Annotated in this window: 16 protein-coding genes and 1 pseudogene; 6 read left to right on the top strand and 11 right to left on the bottom strand. The window is 69.3% G+C overall.

What is annotated here, in order from left to right; genetic code table 11:
* The first annotated feature begins 111 nt into the window (after nt 1-111).
* Nucleotides 112-783 (top strand): GNAT family N-acetyltransferase, encoded by a 672-nt coding sequence (locus tag ACIA5C_RS34480; protein ID WP_396062551.1) that lies wholly within the window; start codon nt 112-114, stop codon nt 781-783.
* Here the strand turns inward: ACIA5C_RS34480 and ACIA5C_RS34475 are convergent.
* The 8 genes and pseudogenes from ACIA5C_RS34475 to ACIA5C_RS34440 form a co-directional block, all read right to left on the bottom strand.
* The gene (locus ACIA5C_RS34475) at nt 780-1,928 is read right to left on the bottom strand and encodes an N-acetylmuramoyl-L-alanine amidase (RefSeq protein WP_396062549.1); all 1,149 of its coding nucleotides are present in this window, start codon (nt 1,926-1,928) and stop codon (nt 780-782) included. The genes ACIA5C_RS34480 and ACIA5C_RS34475 overlap by 4 nt on opposite strands.
* 135 nt (nt 1,929-2,063) lie before the next feature.
* The gene (gene trxA, locus ACIA5C_RS34470) at nt 2,064-2,390 is read right to left on the bottom strand and encodes a thioredoxin (RefSeq protein ID WP_396062547.1); all 327 of its coding nucleotides are present in this window, start codon (nt 2,388-2,390) and stop codon (nt 2,064-2,066) included.
* 19 nt (nt 2,391-2,409) lie between these two features.
* On the bottom strand, nt 2,410-3,369 hold the full coding sequence (gene trxB / locus ACIA5C_RS34465; RefSeq protein ID WP_396062545.1) for a thioredoxin-disulfide reductase: 960 nt from the start codon (nt 3,367-3,369) through the stop codon (nt 2,410-2,412).
* A 135-nt stretch (nt 3,370-3,504) separates the two neighbouring features.
* The gene (locus tag ACIA5C_RS34460; RefSeq protein ID WP_396062543.1) at nt 3,505-4,461 is read right to left on the bottom strand and encodes a hypothetical protein; all 957 of its coding nucleotides are present in this window, start codon (nt 4,459-4,461) and stop codon (nt 3,505-3,507) included.
* A 299-nt stretch (nt 4,462-4,760) separates the two neighbouring features.
* Nucleotides 4,761-5,336: pseudogene (sigM, locus tag ACIA5C_RS34455) on the bottom strand (RNA polymerase sigma factor SigM); the annotation flags it as partial.
* 105 nt (nt 5,337-5,441) lie between these two features.
* On the bottom strand, nt 5,442-6,983 hold the full coding sequence (locus tag ACIA5C_RS34450; protein ID WP_396062541.1) for a protein kinase family protein: 1,542 nt from the start codon (nt 6,981-6,983) through the stop codon (nt 5,442-5,444).
* A 223-nt stretch (nt 6,984-7,206) separates the two neighbouring features.
* Nucleotides 7,207-8,979 (bottom strand): murein biosynthesis integral membrane protein MurJ, encoded by a 1,773-nt coding sequence (gene murJ, locus ACIA5C_RS34445; protein WP_396062539.1) that lies wholly within the window; start codon nt 8,977-8,979, stop codon nt 7,207-7,209.
* A gap of 49 nt (nt 8,980-9,028) precedes the next feature.
* Nucleotides 9,029-9,898, bottom strand: coding sequence for a hypothetical protein (locus ACIA5C_RS34440; RefSeq protein WP_396062537.1), 870 nt, complete (start codon nt 9,896-9,898; stop codon nt 9,029-9,031).
* Between the two features lie 77 nt (nt 9,899-9,975).
* Between ACIA5C_RS34440 and ACIA5C_RS34435 the strand changes: the two genes are divergently transcribed.
* The gene (locus tag ACIA5C_RS34435; RefSeq protein WP_396062535.1) at nt 9,976-11,406 is read left to right on the top strand and encodes a CCA tRNA nucleotidyltransferase; all 1,431 of its coding nucleotides are present in this window, start codon (nt 9,976-9,978) and stop codon (nt 11,404-11,406) included.
* A gap of 196 nt (nt 11,407-11,602) precedes the next feature.
* Entirely contained in the window at nt 11,603-12,058 is a 456-nt protein-coding gene (locus ACIA5C_RS34430; RefSeq protein ID WP_396062533.1) for a methylated-DNA--[protein]-cysteine S-methyltransferase, read from the top strand.
* Nucleotides 12,059-12,718: 660 nt separating this feature from the next.
* Here the strand turns inward: ACIA5C_RS34430 and ACIA5C_RS34425 are convergent.
* Nucleotides 12,719-13,798, bottom strand: a complete 1,080-nt coding sequence (locus tag ACIA5C_RS34425; protein WP_396062900.1) for an inositol-3-phosphate synthase — start codon at nt 13,796-13,798, stop codon at nt 12,719-12,721.
* 20 nt (nt 13,799-13,818) lie between these two features.
* Entirely contained in the window at nt 13,819-14,445 is a 627-nt protein-coding gene (locus tag ACIA5C_RS34420; protein WP_396062531.1) for a PadR family transcriptional regulator, read from the bottom strand.
* Between the two features lie 176 nt (nt 14,446-14,621).
* Here ACIA5C_RS34420 and ACIA5C_RS34415 point away from each other — a divergent pair, with 176 nt between their 5' ends.
* The 3 genes from ACIA5C_RS34415 to ACIA5C_RS34405 all read left to right on the top strand — a co-directional run bounded on the left by ACIA5C_RS34415 (nt 14,622) and on the right by ACIA5C_RS34405 (nt 19,729).
* On the top strand, nt 14,622-15,089 hold the full coding sequence (locus ACIA5C_RS34415; RefSeq protein ID WP_396062529.1) for a DUF5318 domain-containing protein: 468 nt from the start codon (nt 14,622-14,624) through the stop codon (nt 15,087-15,089).
* A gap of 399 nt (nt 15,090-15,488) precedes the next feature.
* Nucleotides 15,489-18,077: a transglycosylase domain-containing protein gene (locus ACIA5C_RS34410; RefSeq protein WP_396062527.1), complete on the top strand. Its 2,589-nt coding sequence runs from the start codon at nt 15,489-15,491 to the stop codon at nt 18,075-18,077.
* Nucleotides 18,078-18,211: 134 nt separating this feature from the next.
* The gene (locus ACIA5C_RS34405) at nt 18,212-19,729 is read left to right on the top strand and encodes a glycosyltransferase family 87 protein (RefSeq protein ID WP_396062525.1); all 1,518 of its coding nucleotides are present in this window, start codon (nt 18,212-18,214) and stop codon (nt 19,727-19,729) included.
* Nucleotides 19,730-19,771: 42 nt separating this feature from the next.
* Here ACIA5C_RS34405 and ACIA5C_RS34400 read toward each other — a convergent pair whose 3' ends face one another.
* Nucleotides 19,772-22,756: a hypothetical protein gene (locus ACIA5C_RS34400; RefSeq protein ID WP_396062523.1), complete on the bottom strand. Its 2,985-nt coding sequence runs from the start codon at nt 22,754-22,756 to the stop codon at nt 19,772-19,774.
* Between the last annotated feature and the right edge of the window lie 48 nt (nt 22,757-22,804).

Raw genomic sequence — 22,804 nt, 5'->3', positions numbered from 1 at the left:
AGATGGTGGCCCTCGGTTATCCGGCCCCTCTGCCCGACCTGATCCCGTTCATGGGTTTTGCGGCGTAGGATCCGTCCGGGGTACAAGCCGGTCATCTCGAGGGGGACAGCGATGTCGCGACGCCTGGTCAACCTCACTCTGGACACCCTCGAAGACCTTCCGAGGCCGTGTCGCCAGTGTGTCTACTGGGAACTCGATCCGGTCGCGGCCGAGCGGGCCTGCGCGTCCGGCGATACCGGTCTCGAGAAGGAGGCCTGGGTATCGCAGACACTGCTGGAGTGGGGTTCCTGCGGCAAGCTGGCGTACGTCGACGGCATGCCGGCCGGCTTCGTCATGTTCGCCCCTCCGGCGTACGTGCCTCGTTCGATGGCCTTCCCGACGAGTCCGGTGAGCGCCGACGCGGCCCTGCTCATGACCGCCCATGTGGTCGCCTCGTTCGCCGGTGGTGGCCTGGGCCGCATGCTCGTCCAGGGCGTGGCCCGCGATCTCACGAAGCGCGGCGTCAAGGCGATCGAGGCGTTCGGCGACGCCAAGTTCGGTGAGGCCGACGACGAGACCAAGCAGGACGGCTGTGTCGCGCCTGTCGACTTCTTCCTGTCGGTCGGCTTCAAGACGGTGCGGCCGCATCCGCGCTTCCCGCGGCTGCGGCTCGAGTTGCGCACCGCGATGTCGTGGAAGTCCGACGTCGAGTACGCGCTGGAGAAGTTGCTCGGCTCGATGAGCCCGGAAGCTCTGCTCAGGCCGGTCCGCCCGGTGACCGCGACCAGGACTGTCGAAAACTAGGCGCGGTTGGACAGCGCCATCCGCAGCTGGCGCACGTCGATCGAGCCGGTGGGCACGTCCGCCTCGACCGGGTAATACATGCGCTGCACGGCGGCCAGGATCGCCTCGACGATCTGCTCCCGGAACAGCGGGTTGACCAGCCGGTCCCGGTCGGCGGGCGACGTCAGGTAGCCCAGGTCGACGCGTACGGCCGGCATCTGCGTGAGGCGCAGCAACTCCCACGTCTTGGCGTGGATGCGGCAGTCGCGCATCCCGGTGCGTACGACGATTTCGCGCTGCACCAGGTTGGCCAGCCGCTCCCCCACCGTCGAGCTCAGCCCGCTGCCGGTGCCGTAGTGGTAGGTCGCGACGCCCTGCGCCGCCTCGTTGTCGTGGCCGTCGAGGTGCAGCGAGATCAGCAGGTCGGCGCCGAGGCTGTTGGCCAGCATCGCCCGCTGGGCCCCGGTCATCGACTGGGCCGGCTGCGGCCCGCGGGTGAGGTGCACCCGCATGCCGGCCGCGGCGAGCCGGCCCTCGAGCCGGGCGGCGAGGTCGAAGACCAGGTCGGCCTCGGCCCAGCGGAGCGGGCCTTCGGGCACCACGACGCCGAGGTCGTCACCGCCGCCGTGGCCCGGGTCGATCACGATCGTCTTGCCGACGAGGTTGGTGCCGGCCTGACGGAACGCTTCGGCTTCGCGCAGCCACTGTGGGCGGCCGCCGACGACCTTGCGGCCGAGCCGGCGCAGCGCCTTCATGGTCTGCGGGCCGCACGAGCCGTCCTGGGTGAGGCCGACCTCGCGCTGGAACTGGGCGACCGCGCGGGCGGTGCGAGCGCCGTAGATCGAGTCGGGTCGACCGGCGTCGTACCCCATCTCGAGGAGGCGTTCCTGCAGGGTGCGGACGTCCTCGCCGACCAGTGGATCGGTAACCGATTGATAGAGCGTACGGGCGCCGAGCCGCCAGCGGGCGGCGTCGAGTGCCCCCCAGGTCTCGTCTCCGACGAGGCCGTCGATGCCGATGCCACGGCTCTGTTGGAAGGCGCGCACCGCGGTGTCCGTGTCGTCGTCGAAGACGTCCGAGGGTGAATCCAGCAGTTCCAGGCCCACCAGGATCGACCTGATCTCGGCCACGGCCGGACCGCTGTCTCCACGTCGGATGGAACGCACGCGTGTCTCCTTACCCAGATCCACAGAACTTCCGGAGCGTACTCCCCGGGTGCCCACCGCACGCGGCGGCGAATCCTTACCGGGGAAAGCAACGCCCCGCATCTGAAAGGATGCGGGGCGTGATGAGAAGGAGGCTCAGAGAGCGGACTCGATGAAGTTGACCAGGGCGCTCTTGGGACGCGCGCCGGTCACCGAGTTGACCGGCTGGCCACCCTTGAAGATCGTCAGCGTGGGCACCGACATCACCCGGTAGGCGCGGGTGGTCTCGGGGTTCTCGTCGATGTTGACCTGCACGATCTCGACCTTGTCGCCCATCTCCTTGGCGATCTCGGCGAGCAGCGGGTCGACCTTCTTACAGGGCGCGCACCACTCGGCCCAGAAGTCCACGAGCACCGGCTTGTCGGACTGCAGCACGTCGCTCGTGAAGCTGGCGTCCGTGACCGCCTTGCCTGCTACTCCCACTTGTTCCTCCTGACGGGTCTTACAGCTCGACGAAAGATGCGATGAAGCGTTCGGCGTCCAGGGCCGAGGCACAACCGGTGCCCGAGGCGGTGATCGCCTGGCGGTAGGTGTGGTCGACCAGGTCGCCGGCCGCGAACACGCCCGGCACGTTGGTGCGGGTGCTCGGCGCGTCGACCTTCACGTAGCCCTCGTCGTCGAGCTCGACCTGACCCTTGAACAGCTCGCTGCGCGGGTCGTGGCCGATCGCGACGAAGACGCCCGTGACATCGAGGACCTTGCTCTCGCCGGTCTGCAGGTTCTTCACCCGCGCGCCGACGACCTTGCCGTCGTCGCCGAGGATCTCCTCGACCGTCGAGTTCCACTCGACCTTGATCTTCGGGTTGTTGAGCGCCCGCAGCTGCATGACCTTGCTGGCCCGGAACGAGTCACGCCGGTGCACGATCGTCACCGTCTCGGCGAACCGGGTGAGGAAGGTCGCCTCCTCCATCGCGGAGTCACCGCCGCCGACCACGATGATGTTGTGGTTGCGGAAGAAGAAGCCGTCACAGGTCGCACAGGACGACACGCCGTGTCCGAGCAGCTCCTGCTCGCCCGGGATGCCGAGCGGCCGCCACGCGGAACCGGTGGCCAGGATCACCGCGCGGGCCCAGTATTCCTTCTCGCCGACCCAGACGGTCTTGAGCCCCTCGGTGCCGGCCTCGGTCGGCCGGTCGCCCAGCTCGACCCGGGTGACGTCGTCGGTGAGGAACTCGGCGCCGAACTTCTCGGCCTGCGCACGCATGTCGTCCATCAGCTCGGGACCCATGATCCCGTCGCGGTGACCCGGGAAGTTTTCGACCTCGGTGGTGGTCATCAGCGCACCACCGGACTGCACGCCCTCGATCACGAGAGGCTTGAGGTTGGCCCGGGCCGCGTACAGCGCCGCGGTGTAACCGGACGGCCCCGAACCGATGATGATCAGATTGCGGACCTCGTCCACTTCCGACTCCTCAAGTCTGTCGTCGCCGATAATCGACCGGCGACACTGCACGCTAGAACGTCGAGCCGGGCACACGCCATTCCCGCGCGCGGGCCGTGTCGGACCTCACGGGGGGCTGGCGTTCCGGAGTGGCGTTCAGCCTACCGGCACTTTGTCGAGCGTGGCGGCGCCGCTCGCCGGTGTCCCGCAGTCGGCGCCGCTCGCCCACGCCCAGTGCCCGTTGCTCGAGGTGAATCGGACGATCACCGCGGGTACTCCGGCAAACCGGGCGTAGTCGATGCTTTCCGTCGAAAGGGCGCCGCCGCCGTTGGCCTTTTCGATCGCGGCAAGACAGTCGGCGACGGCATCCGGCGCGGTCAACCGCTGCAGGGCCGATTCGACACCAGCCGCCATCTCGGGCGCCGTCTTGCGCCCCGGCGTATCGGGCGACGTCAGCGACCCCGACATCGGCTGCACCGGTGCGATGCCAAGCGTGGCGTGCGTGTAGTTGATGCCGCTGGCGAGCGTCGTCTGGGCCCCTGAGGTCGCGAGCTTGGGCGCGTCGCCCCGAACCGCCGTGCCGGAACCGGCCGAATCGGTGCTGGCCGAGTGCGAGTCACGCCCGGCAAGATAGTCAAGACCAAAACCAACAAAAGCGACAAGACCCGCGGCCACCGCAATCGGTGCGGCCCAGCGAAGCCGTCGCCCACGCCGCGGTGCCGGCTGCGTTTCCCGTACGCCCTGAGCACCGTCACCACCCGCACCCTCGCCGCGCACGAGGTGCAGATGCGCCACGGGCGGCTGGGCCAGGTCAGGCGCTGTGGAGTCGGCGTCGGCAATCGCGTCAGCCTCGCCGACCGACCGGCCGCCCGCGATCAGCATGGTGTCGAGACGGTCGGCCAGCTCGGCCGGCATCGGCTCGGGCGCGAGCCGGCCCAACTCGGCCGACACCAACGACATGCCCTCTCCCAGCGACACGTAGGCCGCCTGCCAGCCCGGGTCGGCGGCGATTCGGGCAGCGACCACGGACTCCTCGGGCGTGCCCGCGAGGGCACCACCGATGTAGTCCGCCAGCAGGTCGATATCGACCCCGCCGAAGTCGGCCCCGGTCACCGCGGATCCCTCCGATCGTGCACGCTCGGCTGCGGCGTGCTCGCCGCTGCCGGTCCGGATGGGACGGATCGGGTACCGCCACGGTTCCCGTCAGCCTCGTGACCAGTGTCTCTCGGCCGACTGTGAGCGCCACCGCCGTCGCCCGCCCCACCGGGGCCGCCGCCATCTGCCGACTCGTGGGCCGCGCCGTCGCTCTCTCTCGTCCGGCCGGGGCCGCCGCCGTCTGCCGACTCGTGGGCCGCGCCGGCGCTTTCTCTCGGCCGATGGGCTGCGCCGGTGCTGCTGCTGGAAGTGCTTCCGCGCAGGTGGCTCAGGGTGATTGCCATGCGGGCGCGGCCGCGGGCGCAGCGGCTCTTGATCGTGCCCTCGGCCACGCCGAGGATCTCGGCTGCTTCGGCCACCGGGTAGCCCTGGACGTCGACCAGCACGATGGCGGCCCGCTGGTCGGCGGGCAGCGCGGCCAGCGCCTCGCGGACGACCAGCGCGGTGTCGTGGTCGTGGGCCGGCGCCGCCGGCTCGACGCCGGACGGGCGGTCGTCGGAGCGGCTGCCGTCGGGCAGCGGGACCGTCGGGTGGGCCTGCCGGCGGCGGATGCGGTCGAGGCAGGCGTTGACGACGATGCGGTGCAGCCAGGTGGTGACCGCCGAGTCGCCGCGGAAGCGGGCCGCGTTGCGGTGGGCGGCGAGCAGCGCGTCCTGCACCGCGTCGGCGGCCTCCTCGCGGTCGCCGATCGTGCGCAGGGCCACCGCCCACAGCCGGTCGCGGTGCCGGCGCACCAACTCGGCGAACGCCTGCGGATCGCCCTCGACGTGGGCGCGCAGCAGCCCAGCGTCGCTGGTTGCGTCGGCCTGGGCGCGGGAGGTCACCCGAGCAATCTATCCAAGCCGCGCACTTCCGGTCAGGCGACCACGCCACCCACTGTGTACAGAGCGATGCCCCGGTCGCCAGGTGACCGGGGCATCGTCAGGAAGTCGGGTGGATCAGTTGCCGTCGACCTGGATCGAGTCGACGGAAGCCGAGTAGGGGTGCGCACCGCCGGTGTGCGGCAGCTTGGTGATGAACACCAGGATGTACTGGTATTTCTGGTCCGGGTCGAAGACCGAGAAGACCTGGGTGGTGCCGCTGGACTGGTCGCTGTTGTCGCTGTCGCCCAGCCGCTTGTACGTGGAGACGATCTTGCCGTCGCCCTCGCTGCTGTCGCCGGGGTCGGTGTTGCCGACGCGGACGTCCATCACGACGCCCGACTCGGCCGTCTCGACCCGGACATCGCTGACCGAGTGAGGCGAGCCGAGGTTGATCAGCACGCCCATGCCCTTTTTGAGGTTGCCGAAGTTGGCCGAGTTGTAGCCCTGGGTCTGCCACGAGGTGTCGGGGTCGTTGTCGACCGTGTACGCGGCGTCGCCCTGCTGGCTGCGGCTGCCGTCCGGCGGGTCGACGATGCGGACCATGTCACCGGTCAGCGCGATCTTGGTCGGCGCCGGTGCGGGCACCGCCGCGCTGCCGGTCGTCGTGTCGCTGGGCGCGTTGCCGGCGTTGGCCTGGGTCGTGTGGGACGGCGTGGGCTTGCCCGACGAGGTGATCGCTCGGATGCCGAAGACCAGACCGACGATCGCGATCACGGCCAGCGTCGCAACACCAAAAATGATCTTGTTGTTGTTGCGGCCCGGCTCGGGCGACGCGCTGGGGGCGAACCGCAGCGGACCGACGTCCTCGTAGTCGTCGTCGGAGGAGGAGTCGAGGCGGCCCAGCTCGGCGGCGAGCGCCTCCGAGTCGGGGGCCTGGACCCGCTTGTCGAGCAGGTCCATGGTGAGGTCGTCGAGGTAGGCCGGGACGCCGGCCCGGATCTGCCGCGGCGTGGCCAGCGCGCCGGTCGCGTCGCGGGTGGCGTCGGGCAGCGTGGAGCCGCCCACCTCGGCATGCGGCCAGCGGCCGGTGAGCGCGAAATAGAGGATGCCGCCGACCGCGCGGATGTCGCTCTCGACGTCGTCGCCCGAATCGGCCCGGGCGTCGGCCAGGACCACCCGGCCGTCGTCGCCGATCAGGATCGTGCCGGGGTGCACGTTGCCGTGCACCATGCCGGTGGCGTGCACCGCGGCCAGAGCGTCGGCGATCGCGTGGGCGATGGAGGTGGCCCGGGCGGGGTCGAGCGGACCCTGCTCGCTCACCAGCTCGCGCAGCGACTGGCCCTCGACCCACTCGCGCACCACGTAGGCGCGCTGACCCTCGTCGATCGCGTCGTAGACGCCGACCAGGTTGGGGTGGATCACCCGGCTCGCGTCGACCGCGGCCTCGAGCATCTCGGCGGCCGAGTCGCCGCCGGGGTGCCGGAGCACGACCGCGACCGGGCGCCGCAGGATGACGTCGATGCCGCGCCACACCTGCCGGCCGGCACTGTCGTTGTTGACATGCTCTTCGAGCTGATAGCGCTCGGCCAGGATCTCACCCACGGTGGGAGCACCGAAGGTCATGACCGGTCCGTCCGCTTCGGCCGCGGTCTCGTGGCCTTCGCCGACCTGGGTCACCCGTCCTCCCTCGGTGCTGCACGCACTTATCTCCACGTGCTTGGGGGCAATAGGCACGCGCTGGGGTGCATGCCGACCACGACCATACCCGCACAGGACCACCGTACGGCAGGTCGTCCCCCCGGCGCGGCAGTCGGACACGCGCGTACGAACGGACTTTTCTCCGACCGAAACGACGGAAAAGTGCCTGTTCAGTGGCGGTTTCGTAGGGATCAGAAGGCAATCAGCGGCCGAGTTTGCGCCGAAGCATCCCGATCACCTGGTTTACCTCAGGCACCCGCAGCACGGTGGCGAAGACCAGGAAAGCACCCCCGCCGAGAACGCCCTGCAGGATCAGGACCAGCACGGACAGGGCAAAACTGGATTGCGCGTGCGAGGCGAGAAAAACGTGCAGCAATTCGGCCACGATCAGCGCGACCAGACTGCACGCGCCGGCCTTGCCGACCAGGCCGACGATCTCCCGCCCGCCCAGGCGGCCGAGCCGCCGGCGCAGCAGCACGATCGAGACGACGCAGCCGATTGTCCAGGAGACGCCCTGGGCTGCCGCGATGCCCATGATGACGTGCTGGGTGTCGAGCACGCTCGACAGGATCAGCGCGGAGATCGCGCCGGTCGCGGTCGAGAAGATCGCGATCAGCGCCGGGGTGCGCGTGTCGGCGAGCGCGTAGAAGCCGCGCTGCAGCAACTGCAGGACCGTGAACGGGGTGAGCGCGACGGCGAAGACCCGGAGCACCTGGGCGATCACTTCGGCGCCGGCCGCGTTCGTCTCGCCGTGCGCGAACAGCACGAAGGCGATCTCGCTCGCCGCGCCGAACAGCAGGGCGACGGCCGGGAGCATCAGGGACAGCGAAAGGCGTACGCCCTCGCGCAACTCCGCCGCCAGGCGGTCGAAGCGGCCTTCGGCCGCACTCTGGGTCATGCGCGGCAGGATCGCCGTGATGATCGAAATGGCCACGACGGCGTACGGCAGCTGGAAGAACGCGTACGCGTTGGTCCAGGGAGTCAGGCCGATGCCGTGGTCGAGGTGCAGCACCTTGGAGCCGCGTGCGCCGGCCGCGTTGGCCAGCCGGGTGTAGACGACCAGCGCGATCTGCTGGGCCACCACGTAGAGGAGGGTCCAGCTGGCCATCCCCCACATCTGGGTCAGCTCGGCCCGCCGGAAGTCGAACCGGGGACGGAAGTTGAAGCCGAGCTTGCGCATCGACGGGATCAGGCCGAACGCCTGAGCGGCCACGCCGGCCGTGACACCGATGCCGAGGAACGTGACCTTCCCACTGCTGATGGTGGTGTCGTCGAGATGACCGTGCGTAGTTGCCATGAAGGCGACCAGCACCACGATGACGACGATGTTGTTGAGCACCGGTGTCCACATCGGTGCGCCGAACCGGTTGCGCGAGTTGAGCGAGGCGCTGGCCACCGCCGCGAAACCGTAGAAGAAGATCTGCGGGAGGAAGAACAGCAGGAACGTCACCGCGAGGCGATGCTGGGTGGCGGTGAACTTGCTGGCGTACAGGTTGATCAGCAGCGTCGAGGCGGCCATCGCGACCAGCGTGATCGCGGCCAATGCGCCGAGCAGCACCGTGAACAGGCGCTGCTCGAACTCCTCGCCGTACTTCTCGGAGCGGTTGCGGGCCCGGATCAGCAGCGGCACGTGAGCCGCGGTGAGCACCCCACCGAGCAGAATGTCGTAGACGATGTTGGGGATCGTGTTCGAGGTGTTGAACACGTCGCCGAGCGCGCCCGTGCCGAGTGCCGCGACGAGCAGCGTCGACCGGAAGAAGCCGGTGACCCGCGACGCCAGCGTGCCGACCGCCATGATCGCGCTGGAGCGCATGAGGCTCCCGCTCTTGTTCTCGGCCGGGATCTCCTGCGGCGGCAGAGCTTCCTGGTCGAGGAGCGGGGCCCCGGGCACCGACGCGCTCGCCGGCCCCAGGACGACCTCGGCCGACGGCGGCAGGCCTCGCGAGTTGGCACTGCTATACAGGCCGTCGTTCACTCAAGGCCTCCCCAGCGATACGCACACATCGTCACCATAAAGGGGTACGTCACAGGTGTCGTCGCAGGAGGGTGCCCGGCGCGGCCCCGGCCAGTGTCTCCAGCATCCAGCACGCCTCGGCCGTGACCAGGGGCTCACTGAGCGCGTCGAGCACGGTCGGATGATCACAGCCGACTTCGGTCAGTACGGCCAGCAGCTCGGGAATCGGACGAAGATCACCGGATTCCACGATCTTGCGGGCGAGCGGCTTGGTCTCGGCGTACCAGCCGTGCTCGGACTGGATTCCCAGGTGCGCTTCGGCACGCCGTACGAGATCCGCGATCCCGTCGGACGGAAAGCGTTCCGCCGCTCGGATCTCGAGCATCGCCCGGGCCGGGCGGCTGAGTGCCGCGACAGCGGCCTCGTCGAGCACCTCGGGTGACCCGCCCCGCGGCGCCGGCCACCAGTCCTCGCCGGCGAAAAGCGGCAAAGGCGCCTGCTCCGGACCGGCCGGTTCGGCCGGCGGCACCGCACGGCGCAGCGACCGGTACGCCGACTCGCGCACCGCGGCGATCGTCGTCTCGTCGTCGTTGGCGACCGCCGGCGCGAACGGCGACAGCAGCGCCACGACGAGGCCCGGGTGGGGCAGAGTCGGATCTTCCCAGGCGACCACCCGGGCGCAGAGGTCGAGCTCCCACCAGCGCAGCGCGGCCGGATAGGGTCCGTCGGCGGGCGCCCAGCCAAGTTGATCGGGCTCGGTGAAGCCGGGGCGCCGCAGCCCGAGCGTGCGATCGCCGGACGCCAGGTCCACGTCGAGGATGAGCGCGTAGCCGCCGATGACCGGGAAGGTGACGCGAATTTCGCCCGATTCGTCGGCAATGGTGTCGGTCCAGAACGCCGGGTTCTCGCAAATCCGGCGCACGGCTTCGGAAACGGGCATCCGCCCATCCTGCCTGCTGCCATTCGGAGCTGCCCACTCCCACCGCCGCCGCTCTCACCCGATACGCTGGTCATCCCATGTCTTTGTTGAATGACGCCCAGCGAAACGCCGTCGCCGAGCTTCTTCGCGTCTCCCCTCTCGCCGATGAGCTGGGGCGCCGGTTCGGCGCCGCCGGCCACGAATTGCACCTCGTCGGGGGCTCGGTGCGCGACGCGCTGCTCGGCCGTCTCGGCGATGACCTCGACTTCTGCACCGATGCGCGGCCCGAGCAGACGCTGGCGCTGGTGCAGGGCTGGGCCGACGCGATCTGGGAGACCGGTCGCGAGTTCGGCACGATCGGCGTGCAGAAATCCGGTCTCCGGATCGAGATCACCACCTTCCGGGCCGAGGCCTACGACGGCGTCACGCGTAATCCGGTCGTCTCCTACGGCACCTCTTTGCTGGATGACCTCGAACGGCGCGACTTCACGATCAACGCAATGGCGGTTTCGCTGCCCGGCCATGAGTTCACCGACCCGTTCGGCGGCCTGAAGGATCTCGCGGCCCAGGTGATCCGCACGCCGGCCGCTCCGTCGCTGTCATTCGGCGATGATCCACTTCGGATGCTGCGGGCGGCCCGGTTCGCGGCAAAGCTCGGTTTTACCGTGGACAATTCGGTCATCAATGCCATGCGGGACATGGCGCCGGATCTCGACCGGATCACCGCCGAGCGCATCCGCGACGAATTCACCAAGCTGCTCTGCGGCGCCGACCCGATCCTCGGGCTGCGGCTCCTCGTCGACACCGGTGTGGCCGACCGCTTCCTGCCCGAGATCTCCGGGCTCAAGCTCGAAATCGACGAGCACGCCCAGCACAAGGACGTCTACGAGCACACGCTGATCGTCGTGCAGAACGCGATGCGGCTCGAGGGCGAAGGCGGCCCCGACTTCGTGCTGCGGATGGCCGCACTCATGCACGACGTCGGCAAACCGGCCACCAAGGCGGTCGGCCGCGACGGCCGCGTCAGCTTCCACCACCACGAGGTCGTCGGGGCGCGCCTGACCAAGCAGCGCATGAAGGCCATGAAATACCCCAAGGACATCACCTCCGAGGTGGTCGAGCTGGTGGCTCTCCACCTGCGCTTCTACGGGTACGGCCGGGGCGAGTGGACCGATTCCGCCGTGCGCCGCTACGTGACCGACGCCGGCCCGCTGCTCCCCCGCCTGCACAAACTCACGCGGTCCGACGTAACGACCCGCAACAAGCGCAAGGCCGCCAACCTGGCCGCCGACTACGACGCGCTGGAGGAGCGGATCTCCCGCATCGAAGCCGAGGAAGATCTCGCCCGGGTGCGGCCCGACCTCGACGGCAATGCGATCATGGAGTTGCTCGGGGTGCCGCCCGGCCCGATCGTCGGCCAGGCCTGGCGCTACCTCAAGGAACTGCGGCTCGACCGCGGGCCGCTGACCCACGACGAGGCCGAGGCCGAACTCTTCAAGTGGGCCCGCGACAACGGCCACGTCGCCTGACGCTCACCGGTCGGCGGTTTCGTCCACCGTGCGGTCCTCGAGAGGACGAGGACGGCACGATCCGGAGCAGCGCCGTGCCCGTTCGGCCACAAATGCGATGAAACTCGCGTCCGCCGCCATGCTCACCCCAACATCCGGCGCGGAAGTCTTTACACGCGATTCGAAAGTTGTCGTACCCGGCGGGCACAATCGGGGCGTGTTCGTAGTCGACTCGCCGATCGGGCCCCTCGGTGTCTCCGTCGTGGACGAGACCGTTGTCGGAGTGCGCTTCGGGGCGCCGCCCGGTTCGTCGGGCGACCATCCGGCCATCTCCCAGATCAAGGCCTACTTCGCGGGCGAGCTGACCGAGTTCGAGCTGCCAGTCGAGATGCGCGGCGGCTCGGAGTTCGAGCGAACGGTCTGGGGCCAGATCGCCAAGATTCCCTACGGCGAGATGGTCACCTACGGCTCGATCGCGACCGCCCTCGGCGACCCGGGCGCGGCCCGCGCAGTCGGCACCGCCTGCAACCACAACCCGGTGCCGGTCATCGTGCCCTGCCACCGCGTCGTCGGCGCCGGCGGCAAGATGGTCGGCTTCGGCGGAGGCATCGAGCGAAAGCGCAAGCTGCTCGAGCTCGAGGCCCGCGTCGCGCTCGCCAAAGCCTGGACTTGACACCTCTTTACTTAGAGGGCCATCTCCCCCGGGTGCCGGGTCCCGGGTCCCGGGTCCCGGGTGCCGGGTGCCGGGTCCCGGGTGCCGGGTGCCGGGTGCCGAGTGCCGAGTGCCGGGTGCCGGGTGCCGCGGGTGCCGGGTGCCGCGGGTGCCGGGTGCCGCGGGTGCGGGTGCCGCGGGTGCCGGGTGCCGCGGGTGCGGGTGCCGCGGGTGCCGGATGCCGGATGGGCCTTGCCCGTCCCGCCTCCTCGCCTGGGTGCCGGGTGAGCCTTGTCCACCCTGCCATCCCCGCCCGGGTGTCGGGTGCGCCCCCGGCCGGCCCGGCCTTTCTCGCCCGGGTGAGCCTCGCCCACCGTGCCTTCTCGCCTGAGTATCGGGTGGGCCTCACCCGCCCCGCTGTCTCGCCTGAGTGACAGATGCGCCCCCCGGCCGCCCGGCATTCTTGCCTGGGCCGGCGGGGTGGGGTGCGCCTTGCTCTTCCCGGCCAGCGGGTTGGAGGGCTATCTCTCATTAGCGCTGGATGCGCTGTGGCCGCGACCCGCGCTTTTGCCGGGCGGCCCGCTTCGGGGCGCGCGAATGCTGGTGCTTCTGGTGCGCGGGGGCCCGGCGTACAGAAAAGGCCGGCCTGTTTGCAGCAGGCCGGCCGTTTCTAAATGCTGGTCAGCGCTCGACCTCGCCGCGGATGAAGGCCTCGACGGCCTCCTTCGCGTCGTGGTCGTTGTACTGGACCGGCGGGGACTTCATGAAGTAGGACGAGGCCGAGAGGATCGGGCCGCCGATGCCGCGGTCCTTGGCGATTTTCGCGGCGCGGACCGCGTCGATGATGACGCCGGCCGAGTTGGGGGAGTCCCACACTTCGAGCTTGAGCTCGGCGTTGAGCGGGGTGTCGCCGAACGAGCGGCCCTCGAGCCGGATGTAGGCCCACTTGCGGTCGTCGAGCCACGGCACGTGGTCGGACGGGCCGATGTGCACGTCGCTCTTGATCATCTCGTGCGGGATCTGGCTCGTGACCGACTGGGTCTTCGAGATCTTCTTCGAGACCAGGCGGTTGCGCTCCAGCATGTTCATGAAGTCCATGTTGCCGCCGAAGTTGAGCTGGTAGGTGCGCAGCAGCTCGACGCCGCGGTCCTCGAACAGCTTGGCCAGGGCGCGGTGCACGATGGTGGCGCCGACCTGGCTCTTGATGTCGTCGCCGACGATCGGCAGGCCCGCGTCGGTGAACTTCTGCGCCCACTCCGGGTTGGAGGCGATGAAGACCGGCAGAGCGTTGACGAACGCGCAGCCGGCGTCGATCGCGGCCTGGGCGTAGAACTTGTCGGCCTGCTCGGAACCGACCGGCAGGTAGGAGACCACGACGTCGACCTGCGCGTCGCGCAGCACCTGGACCACGTCGACCGGCTCGGCCGGGGACTCCTCGACCATCTCGCGGTAGTAGATGCCCAGACCGTCGAACGTCGGTCCACGCTGGACGGTGATGCCGGTGGGCGCCACGTCGGTCAGCTTGATCGTGTTGTTCTCGCTGGCGACGATCGCCTCGGCCAGGTCCATGCCGACCTTCTTGGCGTCAACGTCGAACGCCGCGACAAACTTCACGTCGGAGACGTGGTAGTCGCCGAAGGTCACGTGCATGAGACCCGGAACGCGGTCGTTCGGGTCGGCGTCCTTGTAGTACTCCACGCCCTGGATCAGGGACGAGGCGCAGTTACCCACACCGACGATGGCGACGCGTACGGAACCCATCGCGTTTGCCTCCTTGTTCATCACGGCCGGTCCTGATGCGGACGCGGGGTTTCGGGGGATGCGTCCCCGGCCTGGTCGGCGGGGAAGTCACGGAAATCGGGTGCACGGCCGGAGCGCTCGTTGGTGATCAGCTCTTCCAGCCAGCGGACCTCGCGCTCGTAGGCCTCCAGGCCGTGGCGCTGGAGCTCGAGCGTGTAGGCGTCGATTCGGTCGTTGGCGCGCGACAGCACGTCGCGCAGGCCCTCGCGGCGTTCCTCGATGCGCCGGCGGCGGCCCTCGAGGATGCGGAGGCGGGTCGCCCGGTCGGTGCGGGCGAAGAAGGCGAAGTGCACGCCGAAGCCGGCGTCGTCATAGGTCTCGGGCCCGGCCTGGGCGAGAAGATCGGCGAACCGTTCCTTGCCCTCGGCAGTGATCTTGTAGACAACCCGGCCGCGTTTGCTGGTCATCGGGGGCACGATCGTCTGATCGGCCTCGGTTGCGGTCTCGGTGATCCAGCCGGCGGTCTGCAGGCGCTTGAGGGTGGGGTAGAGCGTGCCGTAGCTGATGGCGGCGCGGATCGTGCCGAGCTTGGTGGCGAGCTCTTTGCGCAGCTCGTAACCGTGCATGGGCGTCTCCTGCAGCAGGCCGAGGATCGCCAACTCGATCATTGGCAACCTCCTCTGCTCCGCTCGGCGGCGCTCTCTGCGCCGATGTATCGGCCCGATACATCGCTACCGTAGAGCGGGGCGGGCGAAGGCGCAACAAATTCATGGCTCGGCGACCACTGCGCCACGCTGAGTGATGACTGTCGCCGCGCGGGCGACGACCGCGTACTCTCTTCGCCATGCGCACGCAGCGGCAGGTGGTCGACTACTCGCTACAGAAGCGGTCAGTCCTGCGTGACGTGCACAACGGCCGGATCGGGACGCTCGAGGTCTGTGATGCCTCGCCGTACCTGAAAAGTGCTGCTCGATTCCATGGCGAGCCGACCGACGAACGCTGTCCGATCTGCCGCCGGGACAACCTGACCCTGGTGCATTACATCTACGGTGATGAGCTCAAGCAGTCCGCCGGGCAAGCTCGCAAGCTGGCCGAGCTTCCGATACTGGCGATGACGCTGCGTGAGTTTCAGGTTTTCGTCGTCGAGGTGTGCCAGACCTGCGCGTGGAATCACTTGATCGAGCAGTTCGTGCTCGGTCGCGACGCGCTCTCTGCCGACGAACTTGACCAGGCCGAGGCACTTGCCGCGGCCGCCGCGGGCCGCCACCGCGAGACCGGGTCGTCGTCGCAGCGCCGGGAGGGCCGCCGATGACGCGGCTTCGTCCGACTACTGTGCACACGACCCCGACCGACTCGCGCAGCCAGCGCAGGACTCGGTCATTTCTGACATCCGACCGGGCGGCTGCGCGGACGCAGCCACGAATGTCCGCTAGTGACGCCGTTGGCGGGGGCCCCTCCAGGGCTCTCCCGGCATGCGCCACCGCGACCGAGGTGTGACCGAATGAACTCGTACGGCGATTCGCAGTCTGCGCGCGCCCGGGCCCGGGTGCCCGGCACGCCCGGCTCCGCGCCTGACGACGCGCCCGCCCGATATCCGGACGAGCCGCGCTCCGCACCCGACGCCTACCGTCGGGGACCGGGGCGGGCCGCCGTGGGTGGCGCCGCCGGTAGTGCATCAGTCGGCTCGGCTCGGCCGGGAGGCCGGGCCGCCGTGGGTGGCGCAGCAGTCGGTGGCGCCGCGGTGGGCGGCGCTCCCGTCGGCTCGGCCCGGCCCGGTGGCCGGGCCTCGATCGGCAGCGCGTCGGTGGGCAGCGCCGCGGTCGGCGCCGGTGGGCGGCCCGCGGTGGCTCGCGCGGCCGTGCGGCCCGGCGGCGGCGGACCGGGCATGCCGCCCGGCACCGGCGACGACGGCGCGCTCGGTTCCGGCGGGCGGGGCGGCAAGAAGGACAAGTCGAAGGCGGCCAAGCGTCGCCGGCGTACCAACATTCTGACCGCGGCCGCGGCGGTGGTGGTGATTCTGCTGGGCGCCGGGGTGGTCGGTGGTACCTACTTCTTCGACAGTGTGGAGTTGCCGCCGCCGGTCAGTGAGGATCAGTCGAACACGATCCTCGACGGGGCGGGCAATGTGCTGGCCAAGGTGGGTGAGCAGAACCGCACGGTGGTGCCCGAGGCGAAGATCAACAAGGTTGTCGAGCATGCGGTCGCGGCGGCCGAGGACAAAAACTTTTACACCCATCACGGCATCGACATGAAGGGCATCGTGCGTGCCGCGTGGAACAACTTCACCGGCGGTGCGACGCAGGGTGCCTCGACGATCACTCAGCAGTACGCGCGGCACGTCGCGAACCTGAAGGCGATCAGCATCAACCGCAAGCTGCGCGAGGCGGTGATCGCCCGCAAGCTGGAGTCGCAGTACGACAAGAACCAGATCATGGGTATGTACCTGAACTACATCGATCTGGGTGAGGGCCGGCAGGGTATCGAGGCCGCGGCGCAGGGCTATTTCGGTAAGTCGGTGACGACGCCGGTGGGGCAGAAGAACGCGATCACCCCGGATGAGGCGGCGGTGCTGGCGTCGATCATCAAGCAGCCGTATCCGGTCAAGGGTGGTGCTCCGGGTTTCGACCCCAACTACAACCTGGCCGGGGCGAAGGATCGCTGGGAATACACCATGAAGAACATGGTGGACATGCACTGGATCACTCAGCAGGAGTATGACCAGCGCAAATATCCGGCGGTGAAGAAGCCGAGTTCGGACACGTGTAAGACGTGCGCGGCGGACAAGCCGGTCGGCATGATCATCCGGCATGTGAAGGCGGAACTGAACGCGGCCGGCATCCCCGAATCGGCGTTCGAACAGGGCGGCCTGACCGTCAACACCACGATCAACCCGGACGTGCAGAAGGCGGCCGAGGAGGCCGGCTCGGCGAAGAGCAAGTCCTCGCCGATGCACGGTCTGCCGAAGACCTATCAGGCAGCGGTGATCGCGATCGACCCCAACACCGGGCGGGTGCTCGGCTACTTCGGCGGTGACGATCCCAACGGCCTCGACTACGGCGGCTACATGGCCGGCGACGGTAGCAAGATCACCGGCGGGCAGTCGCCGGGCTCGAGTTTCAAGATCTACACGCTGGCAGCCGGCCTGAAGCAGGGCCTGTCCTTCGACTCGAAGTGGGACGCCAAGCAGCCCCGTAAGAACGGTACGAAGATCAACAACGCCGGCGCGGACGACAACGCGCTGTGCAAGGGCAGCCCGCGCGACTGTGACCTGGAAACGGCCACGATCAAGTCGTACAACTTCCCGTTCTACTGGATCGCGGACGCGGTCGGCTCCGGCACGGTGGCCGAAACGGCCAAGGAGGCCGGCCTCACTCACATCTTCCAGGACGGGAAGACCACGCCGGTCGACCTCACCAAGACCGACACGAGCGCGCTGAACAAGGACTTCGACGACGAGATCGGGTTCGGCCAGTACCGGGTCGTCCCGCTCGAGCACGCCGAGGGCGTGGCCACGATCATCGGGGGCGGCGTCCACCACGTGGCGCACTTCATCAAGTCGGTGACCCAGGTCAATGCGGACAACGGCAAGAAGGACGTACTGCTGAGCGAGAACACCAGCGGCAACCGCGTGTTCCCGGCCGCCGAGACGTCCAACGAACTCGGCGTCATGCAGAAGATCGTCAAGGCCGACGACCTCGACCTGAAGAACGGCCGCGAATCGGCGGCCAAGAGTGGTACGTGGGAGTACGACGACGGCAAGGACAAGCACATCGGTTCCGGTGACTGCTGGTTCGTCGGCGGCATTCCTCAGCTCGCCGTCACGGTCTGGGTCGGTGGCAAGCAGAAGAAGGTCGAGCTGCACCTCAAGGACGGCCGCGACATGTTCGGCGCCAGCGTGCCCGGTGAGATCTGGCAAAAGACTCTGAACGATTCGGCCAAAGCGCTGGACATGAAGCAGGTCGACTTCCCCGACCGCATCACGACCGGTGACCCGAGCAAGTTCGGCAACGGCGTCGCGCCGCCGCCCGTGCAGCCGCAGAACAACAACTGCGCCCTCGCGGTCATCGGCATCAGCTGTGACAACAACGGCGGCAACAACAACGGCGGTGGCCAGGGCAACGGCGGCGGTAACAACAACGGCGGTGGCCAGGGCAACGGCGGCGGCAACAACGGCGGCGGTCAGACCAACGGCGGCACAGCCGGGTTCCCGGGCAACAACGGCGGTAATACCGGCGGCACCGGTGCTCAGAACAACGATGTGACCCTGCAGCCCGGCCAAGGAACGAACGGCGGCGGCTAGCTACGGCGGCCACTGAGGCCTCAGCGCCGGCGCGCACCCCTCGGGGTGCGCGCCGGCTCCGTTTCCCAGCCGTCCGACTTTTCCCATGGGTAGGTCGATCGCCCCGGCCATCCGATACGGCATGATGCCAAGACATGAGCACGCAACCGTCCGAAGACATCGACCGCCCCGAGCCTCCACGCGCGCCGGCGACGGCGGACGGCTTTGTGCGCGGCCTCTCCGAGGCGATCGGGGGGCCGCTGGGCTCGCATGCGGTGCGACCGGACGCGAAGCCGGGCAAATTCTGGACGGCGGCCCGGATCATCCTGGCGTTGACCTGCCTGACACTGGCCCTTTCCTGGGTGCAGAAGTCGCCCTGCCAGAGCGGCGACTGGCAGAAGAACATCCAGTACACCCGGTTCTGCTACACCGACGTGCTCGCGCTCTACTACGCCGAAGGCCTCAGCGACGGCAAGGTGCCGTACGCCGAACACGCGGTCGAATACCCGGTCGTCACCGGCTACTTCATGGGTGCGCTCGGTCTGCCGATCCACGCGTACGGCGTGAAGCACCCCGGCATCAACCAGGGCACCTGGTTCTACGACGCCAACGCGATCGTGCTGTCGGCGCTGGCGGTTGCCACCGCGGCGGTCATCCTGGCGTTGCGTCGCCGACGACCATGGGACGCGGCGATCTTCGCGCTGTCACCGATTCTCTTCATCACGGCGACCGTCAACTGGGACTTCCTGGCGATCGGCCTGGCCGCGATCGGCCTCTACCTCTGGGCCAGGAAACGACCAGCCTGGGCCGGGCTGTTCCTGGGCCTCGGCGCGGCGGCAAAACTGTGGCCGCTGTTCATCCTCGGCCCGCTGCTCGTACTCGCCCTACGCTCGAGAACGCTCAGATCGTGGACCTGGGCGGCGGCCACGACCGCGCTCAGCTGGGTCGTGGTCAACTTCCCGGTCTGGTACTGGTACCACGACAGCTGGCTGCAGTTCTTCCGGCTCAACCACGACCGGCCGATCGACTGGGGCACGCTCTGGTACATCGGGCGTTACCTCGACGGCAAATGGCACACCGGCGCCAATCAGGGCCCGTTCCAGTGGCTGAGCAACCACATCCCGACGCTCAACTGGCTGACGTACGGCCTGTTCGGCGTGGCCTGCGTCGGCATCCTGATCCTGGCCCTGGTCGCCCCGCGCCGGCCCCGGCTCGCCCAGCTGTCGTTCCTGGTCGTCGCGGCGTTCCTGATCTTCAGCAAGGTCTGGTCGCAGCAGTACGTGCTCTGGCTGCTCCCGCTGATCGTGATGGCCCGGCCGCGCTGGGGTTCGATCATCGCCTGGACGGTGGCCGAGTTCGGCTACTTCACCGCGTTCTACGCCGAGCTGCTCGGCGCGGGCGGCAAACCCGTCATCCCGGAGGGCACGTTCGTGCTCGCCTCGACCTGCCGGCTCATCACGGTGGCGATCCTTTGTGGACTGGTCGTTCGCGACATCTGGCGGCCCGAACTCGACGTGGTCCGCCAGACGTACGGCGACGAGGACCCGGACGGCGGCCCGCTGAACGCCCAGGACGCGCCCTGGATCGAACGCCTGCGTCGCGGTCGCGGCCCGGCGCTCGACTCGAAGCCAGCCGAGCCGGGCGGCGGCGACCGCGAACCGGCGGTGGTCTGACCCCGTCGCTATCCGGTGCTGGTGGCCACCGAGCCAGGGTGTTCAGCGGAGGTGGAAGACGACGTCGGTGCCGACGTCCTCGCGGGTGATGCCGAGGCTGTCGACCGGGGTGTCGCCGGCGCGTTCCCACGGCGTGCCGGCCACCGACGAGCGGACGAGCAGAACCGTCGCGACGTGGATCGACCGCAGATATTCGATGCTCGCGGCGTCGGGGAAGCTCGCAACCTGGCTGCGCATCTGAGCCTGCTGGGCGGCGGCGAACCCACCGGATCCGTTGGCGATCTTCTGGTAGCGGGTGGTCGACCAGAGCATCACGGTGCCGTCGGTGACGGCACCGGTCGGGAGTACCAGCATCGGGCTGGTGATCGTACGCATCGAGGCCGGCTGGGCGGGCACCACCGGGTGGCTGGTCGTGTTCCATCCTTCGCCGAGCACCAGGATCAGCGGTACGAGGGTGGCCAGCCGCAGCCACCACGCCGGCCAGGGCGGGATGCGCTGGGCCGACCAGTGCTCGGCCCGGCGGACGAACTCGGCGACCGCACCGGCCGCGAGAATGCCGAGCAGCAGTGTCACCCAGAGCATCATGCGGCCTGGGATGCGCTGGCCGAGCGAGGCCGGCAGGTGGCCGAAGAGCGGAAGGTAGGTCCAGCGACCGCCGAAGAAGTGGGTGCCCATCGTCAGCACGATCGACGCGGCCAGCGCGATGATCAGCAGGATGCGCCGGCTGAACTTCCAGATCGAGAACCACAGACCGGCCAGCGCCAGGGCGTAGAGCACGAAGCCGGGCAGCAGACTCATCTCGGCCGCCCACCCGAGCGAGGCCCGGGCGCCGGCGTGCGGGCTGCCCCAGATGCGTGACTCGGCGGGCCCGATGAGCAGGCTCCACAGCGGCGGCGAGAAAAACTTGATCTCGGCGGTGCCGTTGCTCTTGTCGGCGAGGTGGAAGTAGGGCAGCGCGATCAGGGTGGCGATGCCGGCCAGGATGATCGGCCCCAGCGAGTCGATGATCAGCAGCCGCCAGCCGAGAACGGGGAAGAAGTCCCGCTCGTGCGCCACCCGAATCCGCGGCGGCTTGGGGGCCTGGTGCTTGGCCGCCCTGCGCTTCTTCCTGCCCTTGCCGCCGGATGCCGCGCCTTCGACGGTCTTGTCCGCGGGCGTCGCACCTTCAACTACCTTGCCTTTGGGCGCTTCGTCGCCGACAACCTTGTTTTTGGGCGGCTCGTCGCTGACGGCCGTGGCTGTGGCCGCTTCGTCGCCGACTGCCCTGTCTTTGATCGCCTCGCCGTCGATCGCCGTGTCGCCGATCGCCCGGGATCCGGAAGCGGCGGATCCGGAAGCGGCGGAAGGCCGTGCGCCGTCGGCCGAGGCCGAAGGCTGGGTTTCGCCGGGCGGGTCGAGCGCCTTGGTCTCGTCGGCCGGTTTCTGATGACCGACTGCGTCGGGAAGCTTGCCGTCCTCGGCCGGGATGAGAGGCGTGCCCTCGGTGGGCGCGGTGGATGAGTCGGGAGCGGGCACAACCGCCGATGCGACTTCGCCTGCCGACCCCGGCTTGCGCTCGTCACCCGGCGCGACGCGCGCAAGGTCGTCGGCCGGAATGACAACGCCGGCCGTGCCCGTGGGCGACGCCTCGGTCGGCTTCGCTGTTGTGGAGCCCGACGACGACACGGCCTCAGCCGGAGTCGCGCCGGGGATGGGCGAGGTCTGACCGGCGGCTCCGGCGGGAATGCCGCTGAGCGGAGGTTGGCTTGCGGGTCCGGTTTGGGCTGTGGTGCCGCTGAGCGGAGGTTGGCTTGCGGGTCCGGTTCGGGCTGTGGTGCCGCTGAGCGGAGGCCGGCTTGCGGGGTCGGGAGAGAGCTCGGTGCCGCTGGCCGGCGGCTGGCCCGCGGCGTCCGGCGGGGGTGGGGCGGGCGCCAGGCGGCGCTGGTGGGCTCGGCGCCGGGAGCGTCGGCGCAGCCAGATGAGCGGGGTGCCGAACAGCAGGAGCAGGACGATCAGGCCGAGTACGCCGAGGAACGGCAGGCCGAGCGAGAAGCCGAGGCTGACCTGCCAGGCCGCCACCAGCCAGCCGAAAGCGGCCCAGCCCGCCTTGCGTTCCCTGGGCTGCAGGCCGCGGCGCAGTGACCAGCCGTGGCCGCGGGCCAGCATGGCCAGGGCGAGCGGGATGCCGCCGGCCGAGATGATGTCGAGGTGGCCCTCCTGGGCCAGGCGCCAAGGGGCGTACGCGATGGCGACCGCGGCCAGCGCGGCGCCGGTGCGGCCCGCGCCGAGCTGGCGGACCAAGGCGTAGCCGCCGATCGCCAGGAGTGCGTGGGCCAGCACGAAGAGGATGTTGTAGCGCAGCGTCGCGGCCAGCGGGCCGTCGCCGAGCATGCCGACCGGGCCGTAGCCGAGCAGGCTGTCGCCGAAGGCGAAGCCGTCGGTCTGGGGGTAGAAGGCGTTGGACTGCCACAGCTGCTGCGGGTGGCTGAGCAGGATGTGGCCGATCCAGGAGATCTGCCAGGCCTGCCGGGCCGGGTCGCCGAGGTCTTCGGGGAGGGTGTGCAGCGGGTAGCGCAGGGTCGGCCAGGTCAGCGCGACGGCCAGGAGCAGGCCGGCGTAAATGGCCAGTGCGTACTCATGGATCAGCGAACGGAAGAAGGCGCGGGTGGCCCGCAGGATCAGGCCGGGCGGGCGTTCGGGCGCGCTGGCGAAGGCCGTCCACGGGTCGACGGGCGCGCCGGGTGGCCGTTCGCTCGGGAACGGTTCATTGAGTTTCGCGACGCCCGGTGCCGGTGCCGGCACCGGTGGCGGAACGGCCACTTCGGACGAAATGACGGCGTCGACGGTCTTTTTCCGGAAGCTCAGGAGCCGACGGCCGGACTTCTTCGGCGCCGGATCGCCGAGCGCGTCCAGCGCCGCGGCCCGCTCGACCTCGCTCAGGGGAGGCGGGCCCAGAGCCGGGCCGCCCTCCGGCCCCGTCGCCTGACGGGGAATGGCCGGACGAGTCGTCGAAGCGGTTTCGCCCGGAGGTGCGGGGTCAGAAGGCATCGGCGGCCTCGGTTCCTCGGTCGTCATCGTCCTGCTTCCCGTTACCCG

Source organism: Actinoplanes sp. NPDC051343 (assembly GCF_044455125.1).
Taxonomy (GTDB): Bacteria; Actinomycetota; Actinomycetes; order Mycobacteriales; family Micromonosporaceae; genus Actinoplanes.
The sequence above is the reverse complement of the archived record's forward strand: the minus strand, read 5'-3'. Positions and strand labels throughout refer to the sequence as shown.